The sequence below is a fragment of the Pseudoduganella sp. jia 9 genome (assembly GCF_055502615.1).
Genome location: NZ_JBUPWE010000003.1, coordinates 183060 through 195244, shown reverse-complemented (window position 1 = coordinate 195244; position 12185 = coordinate 183060). Strand labels below are relative to the sequence as shown.

General features: G+C 69.1%; 12 protein-coding genes. 11 read left to right on the top strand and 1 reads right to left on the bottom strand.

What is annotated here, in order from left to right:
• Positions 1-3: 3 nt before the first annotated feature.
• The 4 genes from ureE to ACY34H_RS04125 are packed head-to-tail and all read left to right on the top strand — an operon-like array spanning position 4 to position 2489.
• Positions 4-534 carry an urease accessory protein UreE gene (ureE, locus tag ACY34H_RS04140; protein ID WP_464976220.1) on the top strand — a complete coding sequence of 177 codons (531 nt, stop codon included), beginning with the start codon at positions 4-6 and terminating at the stop codon, positions 532-534.
• Positions 534-1214 (top strand): urease accessory protein UreF, encoded by a 681-nt coding sequence (locus ACY34H_RS04135; RefSeq protein ID WP_464976376.1) that lies wholly within the window; start codon positions 534-536, stop codon positions 1212-1214. The genes ureE and ACY34H_RS04135 overlap by 1 nt, the downstream gene beginning before the upstream one ends.
• A 30-nt stretch (positions 1215-1244) precedes the next feature.
• Positions 1245-1880, top strand: a complete 636-nt coding sequence (gene ureG / locus ACY34H_RS04130; RefSeq protein WP_464976219.1) for an urease accessory protein UreG — start codon at positions 1245-1247, stop codon at positions 1878-1880.
• Between the two features lie 15 nt (positions 1881-1895).
• The gene (locus ACY34H_RS04125) at positions 1896-2489 is read left to right on the top strand and encodes a HupE/UreJ family protein (protein WP_464976218.1); all 594 of its coding nucleotides are present in this window, start codon (positions 1896-1898) and stop codon (positions 2487-2489) included.
• Positions 2490-2641: 152 nt separating this feature from the next.
• Here ACY34H_RS04125 and ACY34H_RS04120 read toward each other — a convergent pair whose 3' ends face one another.
• Positions 2642-3370: a 1-acyl-sn-glycerol-3-phosphate acyltransferase gene (locus ACY34H_RS04120; RefSeq protein WP_464976217.1), complete on the bottom strand. Its 729-nt coding sequence runs from the start codon at positions 3368-3370 to the stop codon at positions 2642-2644.
• A 211-nt stretch (positions 3371-3581) separates the two neighbouring features.
• Between ACY34H_RS04120 and ACY34H_RS04115 the strand changes: the two genes are divergently transcribed.
• The 7 genes from ACY34H_RS04115 (at position 3582) to ACY34H_RS04085 (ending at position 12106) form a co-directional block, all read left to right on the top strand.
• Complete coding sequence (locus ACY34H_RS04115; protein ID WP_464976216.1) at positions 3582-4928, top strand: sigma-54 dependent transcriptional regulator; 1347 nt, start codon at positions 3582-3584, stop codon at positions 4926-4928.
• A gap of 470 nt (positions 4929-5398) precedes the next feature.
• A complete protein-coding gene (locus ACY34H_RS04110) occupies positions 5399-7354 on the top strand; it encodes a hypothetical protein (RefSeq protein WP_464976215.1) in 1956 nt (651 codons plus the stop codon).
• Between the two features lie 258 nt (positions 7355-7612).
• Positions 7613-8152 (top strand): hypothetical protein, encoded by a 540-nt coding sequence (locus ACY34H_RS04105; RefSeq protein ID WP_464976214.1) that lies wholly within the window; start codon positions 7613-7615, stop codon positions 8150-8152.
• A 110-nt stretch (positions 8153-8262) separates the two neighbouring features.
• The gene (locus tag ACY34H_RS04100; RefSeq protein ID WP_464976375.1) at positions 8263-8943 is read left to right on the top strand and encodes a C39 family peptidase; all 681 of its coding nucleotides are present in this window, start codon (positions 8263-8265) and stop codon (positions 8941-8943) included.
• Positions 8944-8956: 13 nt separating this feature from the next.
• Positions 8957-9589 (top strand): hypothetical protein, encoded by a 633-nt coding sequence (locus tag ACY34H_RS04095; protein ID WP_464976213.1) that lies wholly within the window; start codon positions 8957-8959, stop codon positions 9587-9589.
• A 57-nt stretch (positions 9590-9646) separates the two neighbouring features.
• Positions 9647-11071: an acetate kinase gene (locus ACY34H_RS04090; RefSeq protein ID WP_464976212.1), complete on the top strand. Its 1425-nt coding sequence runs from the start codon at positions 9647-9649 to the stop codon at positions 11069-11071.
• Between the two features lie 87 nt (positions 11072-11158).
• Entirely contained in the window at positions 11159-12106 is a 948-nt protein-coding gene (locus tag ACY34H_RS04085; RefSeq protein WP_464976211.1) for an MBL fold metallo-hydrolase, read from the top strand.
• The last annotated feature ends 79 nt before the right edge of the window (positions 12107-12185 follow it).

Below are 12185 nucleotides of genomic sequence, written 5' to 3'. Positions count from 1 at the left end.
AACATGCTGACCCTGCATACCAAACTGACGAACGCCGAGTGCGTCGACGCATCGCTCGTGCTGCCCTACGAACTGCGTGAAAAATGCCGGCTGCGCGCCGCGCTCGACACCGGCGAGGAAGTCGCCATCTTCACCGTGCGCGGCACCGTGCTGCGCGGCGGCGACCTGCTGACCGGCGAGGATGGGCGCGTCGTGAAGGTGGTGGCTGCCCATGAAGCCACGTACCGGGTGACCGCGCCCGATGCGCAGGCGCTGCTGCGCTGCGCCTTCCACCTTGGCAACCGCCACACCCAGGCCCAGGTGGGCGACGGCTTCCTGCGCATCCGCGCGGACGCGGTGCTGAAGGACATGCTGCACGGCCTGGGCGCCACGGTGGCCGAGGAGCAGGCGCCGTTCGAGCCCGAGTCGGGAGCGTATTCGGCGGGATTCGGCGGCGGTCATCACCACCATGATCACGGCCAGGGGCCGCTGGCGCCGGTTCCGCTGCGCCAGAAGATCCATCGCCCGGGCGATCCGAAGGAGGCCGCGTCATGATCGCCGCCGCGCAGCTGCTGCACCTGCTGCAGTTCGCCAGCCCGCAACTGCCGATCGGCGCCTACAGCTATTCCCAGGGGCTGGAAGCGGCGCTGGAGCAGGGCATCGTCAAGGATGCCGCGAGTGCGCATGGCTGGATCGCGCGCCAGCTGCATGAAGTCGTCGCGCGCTGGGAGGCGCCGATGTGCTGGCGCCTGATGGAAGCGTTTACGGCGCGCGATGCGCAGCGCGTGGCCGAGCTCTCCGAGCGCGCCATCGCTTCGCGCGATACGGCCGAATTCCGCGCCGAGACCGTGCAGATGGGCTATTCGCTGGCGCGGCTGATCGAGGAACTGGGCATTGCCGACGAAGGCGCGCTGGCGATGCTGAAGGAAGGCGGCGAGGTGCCGCTGGTGGCGGCCTATGCGTGCGCCGTGTCGGCGCTGGGCATCCCGCACGAGGAAGCGCTGCTGGCACTGCTGTTCTCGTGGGTGGAAAACCAGGTGCTGGTGTGCGTGAAGTCGGTGCCGCTGGGCCAGGTGGCCGGGCAGCGGCTGCTGCTGTCGCTGCGGCCGGAAATCGAAGCTGCGGCGCTGTGCGCGCAATCGCTGGCGGAACACGAATTGTCGAACTGGACCCCGGGCCTGTCGCTGCTGTCGATGCGCCACGAGGTGCAGTACAGCCGGGTTTATCGTTCCTGATATCCCGGCCCTGAATAACGAGGAGAAGAAATGGTGGTTCAATCCAACCCGCTGCGCGTGGGCATCGGCGGGCCGGTCGGCTCGGGCAAGACCGCGCTGTGCGAAATGCTGTGCAAGGGCATGCGCGACTCGGTCGACATGGCCGTCATCACGAACGACATCTATACCCGCGAGGACATGGAAATCCTGCTGCGCGCCGAGGCGCTGCCGGCCGAGCGGCTGATGGGCGTGGAAACGGGCGGCTGCCCGCACACGGCGATTCGCGAGGATGCGTCGATCAACCTGGAGGCGATCGCGCGGATGCAGGCCGATTTCCCCGATCTGGAACTGATCCTCGTCGAATCGGGCGGCGACAACCTGGCCGCCACGTTCAGCCCGGAACTGTCGGACCTGACGATCTACGTGATCGATGTGGCCGGCGGCGAGAAGATCCCGCGCAAGGGCGGCCCCGGCATCACGCGCTCGGATCTTCTCATCATCAACAAGACCGACCTGGCGCCGCACGTGGGCGCCAACCTGGACGTGATGGCGGCCGATGCGAAGCGCATGCGCGGCACGCGGCCGTTCGTGTTCACCAACCTGCGCAGCGGCGATGGGGTGGAGAAGGTCATCGACTTCATCCGCGAACAGGGCCTGCTGGGGCAGGCACCGGTAGCTGCCAGATAAACACGAGGAGATCGCATGAAAAAACGCTGCATGAAAAAACTGTTTGCCACCGCCATCCTGCTGGGCGCCAGCCTGCCCGCGCTGGCTCACCCGGGCCACGCCGAGATGGGTTTCGCCGCCGGCCTGCTGCATCCGCTGACGGGCATCGACCACCTGCTGGCGCTGCTCGCCGCCGGCATCTGGAGCGTGCGACAGGAGCGCAGGACTGGGCAGGAGCGGCTGGACCAGCGCTCCGGTGCCGCGCACCCGCTGGCGCTGCCGGCCGTGTTCGTGGCGATGATGGGCGCCGGCGCGGCGGCGGGCATGGCGGGGCTGCACATTCCCGGCCTGGAGAGCGGTATCGCGCTGACGGTGATGCTGACGGGCGCGCTGGTTGCCGCCGCCGTCCGGTTGCCGGCCTGGGCCGGTGCCGCGCTGCTGGGCAGCTTCGCCGTCCTGCACGGTAATGCCCACGGCCTGGAATTGCCGCATGCCGCCAGCGCCGCCGGCTTTCTCGGCATGAGCGCGCTGCTGATCGGCGCCGGGCGCCTGGCCGGCAGGCTGCCGCTGGCCCGTTTCACCGGCGGCGCCATCGCCGCCGCCGGCCTGGGCATGCTGGCGCTCGGCTGATTGCCGGGTGCCGGGACGGGCAAGGCGCCGCTGTTCAAACAGCTGGAATTGCCTGGAAAACAGGGTCCGTCCCTATTTATCGGGAAGTTGCCTGAAAACCAGGGTCCGTCCCCGGTTTTCGGCTCGCATCGCGCTGCGCCAGCCAGGCGGGATCAGGCCGGGCGGCGCGGCTCCTTGCGCCGTTCGCCAAGCACGATCGGGGCGGCGTTCCCGGGGTGTTTGCCGCCGCATCCCTCGTATGCGGCGCGGATCGCGGCCAGGTCCCGCTCCTGGTCGCCCGTCAGCCACAGGTGCTGCGTGAAATCGAGCGTCCTGTTCGCATAGTCAAGGCATACCAGCGCCAGGGGCACCTTTGCTTCCAGCGCCAGATGGTAGAAGCCGCTCTTCCAGCTGGGCCGATAGCCGCGTGTGCCTTCCGGGGTAATCACCAGCCAGTACCAGCTTCCGGCATGCATGCGTTCGGCCTGCGCCCGGATCATGCCCTGCGGCGCGCTGCGGTCGACCGGCTGGCCGCCCAGCCACCGGAACCAGTTGCCCAGCACCGGAATGCGGAACATCGAATCCTTCGCCAGCCAGCGAAAAGGCAGGTTCATTGCCCATTTGCTCAGCAATCCGATGACAAAATCCCAGTTCGACGTATGCGGGTAGACCACCGCGATGCCGCGCGGCCCCGGCAACGGGCGGTAAAGCACGCGCCAGCCAAATAAATGCAGAACTCGCAAGGCCAGGCGCTGTCCAACCCCTGGCAGCCGGTCGGGGTGCAGCTGGTATTCGTCCGCGCTGCCGCCGGTAGCGCCGCTGCGGTTCGCGCCGTTGCTCGTGCCGTTGCTTGTGCCGTCGCTCGCGTCGCCGCTGTTCATGTCTCCGTTGCTCGTGCTCATGTGATGCTTACCTTGTTCTGACGTTGGCGCGGTAGCCCGGCATCCACCGGAACGGTTGATTTCACTTCATGAAACCGCGGACGGCATTCTATCCGTGCCCATACGGCGCGGCAAGGCGGTGTGTATGGCTTGCCCGGGGGCTTGAAGCGCAGGCCCGATAAGGTGCCGACGGCCAGACTGGCCTTGTTCTCACGAAATTGTTGATATTAAAATGCAATTAAGACAATTGCTTTGCGTTCCAACTCCCGATGCGGATACCGCAGCCGTACTGGACACCGCAGCGCCCGGATTCACGATCCACGCAGCGCGCGACCCCGCCGGTGCGCATGCGGTTTTGAGTGCGCACCCGATCCCGGTCGGCATTGTCGTGCTCGACAGGCATGCCGTCATCGGGCCGCTCGACCGACTGTTGCGCGAACACAGCCGCACACGCTGGATCGCGCTTTGCTCCGCAACCGCGCTCGACGAAGCCGCCTGCCGCAAGCTCGTTGCCGACCATTGCCTCGATTTTCACACGATGCCGGTGGATGCGGCGCGGCTGGGGCAGACCCTGGGGCATGCGCACGGCATGGCCAAGCTGGACGCGGCATCCGGCGAAGCGCGCCATGCCGCCGAACCGCACGTTTCGCGCCTTACCGGCGGCAGCGAGGCGATCGCGCGCCTGCGCCGGCAGTTGCGCAAGGTGGCAGCGGCCGATGCGCCGGTACTGATCTGGGGCGAGAGCGGCACCGGCAAGGAGCTGGCCGCGCGCGCCGTGCATGAGGGGTCGGCGCGGGCGGCCGGCCCGTTCGTGCCGATCAATTGCGGCGCGATTCCGGCAAGCCTAGTGCAGTCCGAGCTGTTCGGCCACGAACGCGGCGCATTCACCGGTGCCGGCCGGGCACGTGCCGGCCTGATCGAATCGGCGGCCGGCGGCTCGGTATTCCTCGACGAGATCGGCGACCTGCCACTCGACATGCAGGTGAACCTGTTGCGCTTCCTGCAGGAAAAAACGATCTACCGCCTGGGCGGCACGCGGCCGCTTCCGGTCGATGTGCGCGTCATCGCGGCCTCGCACGTGCGGCTGGACGACGCAGTGGCGCGCGGCACATTCCGCGAGGACCTGTACTACCGCCTCAACGTGCTCACCCTGGAGATGCCGCCGCTGCGCGAGCGCCGCGAGGATGTGGCGGCGCTGGCGGAGACCTTCTTCCGCGATCACGCGCGCGAACGTTCGGGGCATGTGCGCGGTTTTTCGCACGACGCACTGGAAGCGATGCACGCGCACCACTGGCCCGGCAACGTGCGCGAGCTGCATAACCGGGTGCGCCGCGCGGCCGTGATGGCGGAAGGCGGACTGATCATGCCGCACGACCTGGGCCTGGACGGCGCCATCGTGCCGGCGCTGGCGCTGCACGGCGCCCGCGTGCAGGCCGAACGGCGCGCCATCGAGGCCGGTCTCGGTGCCGGCAAGAGCATTACGCACGTGGCGCGTGAACTGGGCGTGTCGCGCATGACGGTGTACCGGCTGATGGCCAAGCACAGTATCGCGCCGCCGGCGCGCAAGCGCGAAGGCTGACGCGCGGCTGCCGGCGCGATCGAGAGGGCAAGGCAAGGTCCGTGACGCCTCCCGGTCGAGCACGGAGCGCTGGCCGGACCGACACCCGGACCGACACCGGACCGACACCGGCGCGTCATTCGATCGCGCGGCCGCGTTCGCCGCACTTCCGGCAGTCACACGGATGTGACAGTCCCTCCCGATCCTTATTGCAGGGTGAACCCAGCGGGAACAAGCAGCCATAAAGTTCCGTCCGCTTGTTGCACCCGAGTGACATACGCCATTCCCAGCCTGCGGTGCCGCACGGTGAAATACCAACGATTTCAACCATTTAGCGAATCTGCAGCCGCATGGCACCAAGCTTGCGATAAGCCACTGACGCGGGAATCGACCACGCAACCCGCGGCGTTTCGGAGAAACCATCAGCGGAATCGCATCGAAACGATGACGGAACTTCCTATCGCGGCCAACTACTTCAGTGAGGAAATCAAATGAAGAAAACAATGCTTGCCACGGCAATCGCGCTCGCCTGCAGCGGGGTCTATGCCCAGACCACCGATCCGACGTCGGCGGTGACCCAGAGCGGCGCCGGAGCCCATGCCAACGACGCTTCCACGGCAACGATCGACAACAGCTACAGCGATGCCAGCTCCAACCGTGACAACACCCAGGCCAACAACAACAACAACAGCACCGGCTACGCCAGCGCTCTGGCGACCGGTACCGCCGCCGCCAACAATGGCGCGACGGCGACCACCAACCTCGACAATGCGTTCAATACCTCGAGCGCCACCGCGACCAGCGCACTGACAGGCACCGTCACCGGCAACACCGTGCAGGACATCGGCAATGTCGCCACCAACAACGGCGCCGCCAGTGGTGGTACCGGCGCGGGCGGCGTCGGCGGTGCCGCCACGGGCGGCAATGCGGCGGCCACGGCCGGCGCTGGCGGCGGCGGTACCGGCGCGGCGGGCGCTGCCGGCGGCATCGGTGGCGTGGCCACCAACGGTAGTGCCACCGGCGGCGCGGGTTCGGGCGGCATGGCAACCGGCGGCAATGCCACCAATGGCGCGACCAGTGGTGGCGCCGGCGGCGCCGGCGGCCTCGCTACAGGCGCCACCACCGGCGCTGGCGGCGCGGGCGGCAGCGGCGGCTACGGCGGCGCGGGCGGCACCAGTTCGGATGGCTATGGCGGCGCCGGCGGTAGCGGCGCTGCGGGCGGTGCGCGCACTGGCGGTGCCGGCGGCGTGGCCGGTGCGGCCACCGGCGGCGCGGGTGGTGCCAGCGGCAATGCCACCGGCGCGGCTGGCGGCAGTGGCGGTGGCACGGGCGCGGCAACGGGTGGTGCCGGCGGCACCGCGGGCCTGGGCGGCCTGGGCGGCGCCGGCGGCGCGGGTGGTGGCGGTGCCGCGGCCGGCAATGCCGATTCCGGCGGAGCCGACGTGAGCACCTCGGCATCTTCCGGCAATGGTACCGGGGGCACCGGCCCTGGCGGTGCAGGCACCGGCACCGCGGGCTATGGTGGCGCGGGTACCTCCGGCGCCGGCACGGCCAGCACGACGAGCGGCACGCCATCCGGCGACCCGCCGCCGAGCACGGGTGACCAGACCGCCAGCACCACGTCGGGCGGAGCGGGTGGCGGTGCGGGCGGCGGTGCGGGCGGCACGGGCGGCGCCGGCAGTGGCGGAGCCGGCAGTGGTGGCGCGGCCACGACGGGCGCCAGCACCGCGAACGCGGGCACGCAGACCGGCGGGGCAGGGGGCGCCGGAGCGGCGGGTGGCGCAGGCGCCGGTGGCGGTACCGGCGGCGCTGGCGGTGCCGGTGCCGCCGGCACCAGCACGGCAGGTGCCGGCGCGGCAGGCGGCACCAACACCTCGGGTGGCGGCGGCGCGGGTGCCGCGGCCGCGACGGCCGGCGGCGCTGGCGCGTCCGGCACGGCCGGCGCGGGTGGCGCAGGTGCGACCGGTGGCAGCGGCAGCAGCGTTGCCGGTGCCGGGGCAGCCGGTGCGGCCGGTGGCGCGGGTGCGGCCAGCGGTGGCGCATCGAACACGGCGGGCGCCGGTGCGGCGGGTGGCGCGGGCACGGGCGGTACGGCAACTGCGGGTGCCGGCACGGGCGGTGCCGGGACCGGTGGCAGCGCGACCAATGGCGATGCCACGGCCGGTGACGGCGGCGCGGGCGGCGCCGGCGGCGCAGGCACGGGTGGGGCAGGCGGCGCGACCGGCGCTACCACGGCCGGCAACGCGGCGGGCGGCGCCGGCGCGGGCGGCACGGGTGGCGCGGGCGGTACCAACACGGTCAATGCCGGTACCTTCAATATGTCCAACACGATGAGCGGCGTGGCGCAATCGGCGGCGGGCATTTCCGTGATCAGCCAGAACAGCGGCATCAGCTCGCTCGTGCAACAGAGCGTCAACGTGCAGGCCAACCTGGCGGTGGGGCGCTAGCAGGGAGTGCGATGCGACCCACTTGCGGTCGCCCGGCAACGGCGTGGTAGATGAAAGCGATGGCTTTTCCTGACAGGCACGTGCGGTACCCCGGGGTAGCCGGCTATCCCGGGGCAGCGCGACGCGGCGTGGCGCAGGAGAATCGGCCACGCTTTCATCGCACGGTTGCCGGGTGGCTGGCCAGGTGGACGTGAGTGCGCGGACTGCCGGCTCCAGCCGTGCGTTCGCGCGACCCGATGCCGTAACAGTGGAGGCAACATGCACGATCGAATGACCCAGGCGGGAGGAGGGCCTGCCAACCCTGCATGCCGGATACGCATGGCGTCGGCGCGGTGGCGCGGCTGTGCGCAGCTGGCCGGGGCGGCGGCATTGTTGATGGCGAGTGTGCCGGCAGCCACGGCGCCTGCCGCTGGAGAAGCCGGATTGCAACTATTCGCGGTAGCGGCAGATCCGCTGCCGCTAGCCAAGGCGGTGCGCGGCCTGCCGGCTGTCCCGAATCCGGCCGTGCGAGCCGCTGTGCCGCGCGGTAGCGTGCCCGATGACAGGCCCGATAACGCGGCAGGCGCGCTCGGCGATGCCAGTCTGGCGGAGCTTCGCGGCGGCACCGAAACGCCGTGGAGCGACATGCGCTTGAGCGGCACCGTTGGCGGCAACAGCGCGGTCAATGTGGTTACCGGGACGAACAATATCACCGATGGCGCGTTCAGCAATGCATCGGGTTTGCCGATGGTGATCCAGAACTCGGGCGCCAACGTGCTGATCCAGAACGCAACCATCGTCAACGTGCAGATCCGATGAACGCTCTTCCATGGCGGACGGCCCGGAGCGGGCCGGCCGTGCCGCGGCCGCGGTCCGCCGCCGCCGTGCCGTGGCGGGCGTCGCCTTCGTGCCTGGCACTGCCTTCGTACCTGGGACTAACGTCGTGCCTGGCACTACTGCTGTGGCTGGTGGCCGCTACGCCAGCCCGTGCCGTCGACGTGCCGTTCGCCGGCAGCGGCCCTGTGTCGATGCGGGTCGTGAGCCTGAAGGAATCGCGCTACCGCGCCACCGTGCGCCAGCAATACGACTTCAGTTGCGGCTCGGCGGCATTGGCCACGCTGCTGACGCATCACTACGCCTACCCCGTCAGCGAACAGCAGGCATTCGCGGAAATGTTTGCTGGCGGCGACCAGCGGCGCATTCGCAAGGAAGGTTTCTCGCTGCTGGACATGAAGCGTTTTCTCGCGGCGCACGGCTTCACGGCGGACGGTTTCCAGCAGCCGCTGGACAGCCTCGCCAAGGCGGGTTTGCCTGCAATCGTGCTGGTGGCCGAACATGGCTACCGGCATTTTGTCGTCGTCAAGGGCGTACGGGACGGGCGTGTGCTGTTCGGCGATCCTTCCGGCGGCACGCGCGCCTTGCCGCGCGCCGCATTCGAGGCGATCTGGCTGAACCAACTCTTGTTCGTGATCCATGACCGCGCAGCGAAAGCGCGCTTCAATGAACGATCCGACTGGGTGGTGGCGCCGCGCATGCCCCCCGGCGATGCACTGGGGCGCGAAGGCCTGGGGCGCGTGACGCTGCCAAAGCTCGACGCCGGCGATTTTTAAAAGGAGAGTGAAGATGAGCAAGCCATGGTTGCCGTTGCCCCGCGCGCGCGTGCTGGCCACCGTGTATCTGCCGGCCGCATACCTGGCCGCCGCATGCCTGGCCGCACCGGCATGCGCCACCGATGCAGGCGCCGATGCAGCGGCCCATGCAGCCACCGATGCAGCGGCCCATGCAGCCACCGATGCGGCCACCGATGCAGCCGTCCATGCACCTGCCGCTGCCGGCGCCGCTGCCGCCGCCAGTGGTGGCCCGGCCGAATGGCAACCGGTCGCCGAACAGGTGCTGGCCGATGCCCGGGGCGGCTTCGAGACCGGCAACGGCCTGCTGGTCGCGCTGTCCGTCGACCGCGTGCTGAGCCTGAACGGCAACACCATCGCCAGCGGCCAGTTGTCGATGGACGCTGCCGCGCTGGCGGGCCGATCCGCATTGTCGACGTTCCAGGTCGCGCGTGTCGGCGAAGGCAGCGCGCTGGTACAGGCAGCGCAGCCGCTGGCGGGCCTGGTCCTGCAAAACAGCGCCAACGACCAGCTGATCCGCAGCCAGACCACGATCGACGCCACCGTCAACAGCCTGTCGATCCTGAACGACATGCATTTCGGCGACAGCCTGCGCCAGTCGCTGTCGACAGCCATCGTGCCGCGCTGAGCGGCCTTTCCGTTTCCACCCCGCGCACCACTCGACCATCACTCCGAGGAGCCACCCATGCGCTTCGTCCAGACCCTGCGCGCCGGTTCGGCCGGCCTGTCCCTGTTCATGCTGAGCGCGCTGGCGCAGAGTAAACCGCCACCGGCGGCACTGGACGAGGGGCCCACGGCGGCCGAGCTTTCGGCCGAACTGCATCGGTTGCGCCAGGAACTCGCGGAGCAGCGCACGCTGCTGCGGCAACTGCGCGAGGCGTTGGCGATGGCGCGCGACGATGCTCCCGGCACCATGCCGGCGGTGCCGAGTGTCGATGGCTGGGAGGGGGCGTCGGCACAGGCAGGCGCACCGGCGCCGCGTCCCTTGCCGCCCACGGTCCTGGCGACGATGCGCGGCGCCGGCCCGGCTGCGCAGTCGCAGCCGCAGCCGCCACTGCCGCCGCCCGGCACAGGCACGCAGCCGGCTGCATCGGCCGCATCGGCCGCCGGCCCCTCTCGATCGGTCGGGCAGGCGCCCGCGCGCGACCTGCGCCCGCCCGAGGTGGCGCCGCTGTTCGAGGCGCCGGGTGTGCTGACGGCGCGCGGCCGCACCGTGCTCGAGCCGTCGTTCCAGTTCGGTTATTCGTCCAGCAACCGCGTGGCACTGGTGGGCTACACGATCATCCCGGCGCTGCTGATCGGGCTGATCGACGTGCGCGAAGTAAAGCGCAATACCTTCACCGCGGCGCTGGCCGCCCGGCACGGGTTGACCAACCGCACCGAAGTCGAAGTGCGGGTGCCCTACGTGTACCGCTCGGATTCCACGGTAAGCCGCGAACTGTTTACCGGCACCGCCGTCGAACGCGTGTTCGATACCAGCGGGCGCGCCGTTGGCGACGTGGAAATGTCGTTGCGCCATCAACTGAACGATGGCGGCGTCGACAAGCCTTATTACGTGGCCGGCCTGCGCGTCAAGACCCGTACCGGCCGCGACCCGTTCGAAGTCGTCACCGATTGCACCCGGCGCTGCATTGGGGCGAATGCGACCGGTACCGGCCTGCCGCTGGATCTGCCCACGGGGTCCGGCTTCTACGGCGTACAGCCAAGCGTGACCTGGCTGTTTCCCAGCGACCCGGCGATTTTCTTCGGCAGCGTCAGCTACCTGCATAACGTCAAGCGCAGCGATGTGTCGCGCCGCGTGCTGAACGGCGAAACCGAGCCGCTCGGCGAGGTGAAGCCTGGCGCGGTCATCGGCTTCAACTTCGGCATCGGCCTGGCGCTGAACGAGAAGGCTTCATTGAGCCTGGGCTACGACCATAGCTCGATGGGGCGCACGAAGCAGAACGGCATGACGGTCCCCGGCTCGGTGCGCACGCAACTGGGCACCCTGCTGATGGGATTCTCCTACCGCCTGAGCGACCGGCGTACCGTCAACGTCACGGTCGGCGCCGGGCTGACGCGCGACACGCCTGACGTGTCGCTGTCGGTACGCGTGCCGCTCAGTTTCTGAAGCGGCGGCCAGGGGCCGCGAGTTCTCTGCAGGGGAATGGTGTTTCGGGTAATCTCTGAATCCCGCAACATACAAGAACATCCATCCATGACTATTTTCACTCGTTCCGCGATCGCCGCCGCGCTGCTGGCCGTGACCGGTGCCGCCAGCGCGGCCGCGCCCCTGGCGAAGACCCCGGCGCCTGGCTTCTACCGCATGATGGTCGGCGACATCGAAGTCACCGCGCTGTCCGACGGGACCGTCGATCTGCCGATGGACAAGCTGCTGCATGAAAAGCCGGCGAAGCTGCAGAGCGCGCTGTCCAACCATTTCCTGAAAGCGCCGGTTGAAACGTCGGTCAATGCTTACCTCATTAATACCGGCAGCAAGCTGGTGCTGGTGGACGCGGGCGCCGGCGGCCTGTTCGGCCCGACGCTGGGCAAGCTGCAAGCGAGCCTTCGGGCAGCCGGCTACCAGCCTGAGCAGGTAGATGAAATCTACCTCACGCACCTGCACCCGGACCACGTTGGCGGCCTGGGCAATGCCGACAAGGCCGCTTTCCCGAATGCGGTGGTGCGCGCGGACCGGCACGATGCGGATTTCTGGCTGAGCAAGGCGAAGCAGGACGCTGCGCCGGAACAGGCGAAAGGTTTCTTCCAGGGTGCCCAGGCGTCGCTGGCCGCGTATGCCGGCGCGAACCGCTTCAAGCCGTTCGACAGCGATACGGACCTGGTGCCGGGTATCCGCGCAACGTCCAGCTATGGCCACACGCCCGGGCATACCAGCTATGTCATCGAAAGCCGCGGCGAGAAACTGGTGCTGATCGGCGACCTGATGCACGCGCACTTCATCCAGTTCGACGATCCATCGGTCACGATCGACTTCGACAGCGATACGAAGGCGGCGCTGGCAGCGCGCAAGGCGGCGTTCGCGAACGCCGCCAAGGGTGGTTACCTGATCGGTGCGGCACACCTGCCGTTCCCCGGCCTGGGGCACTTGCGCGGCAACGGCAAGGCTTACCGGTTCGTGCCGGTCAACTACAGCGTGCCGCGGTAAGGACCGGAAAGCCGGCGGAGCCGGCAGGTAGTCGGCAGACAGTCGGCAGACAATTGCCACCTGTCCGCCAGATAGCCGG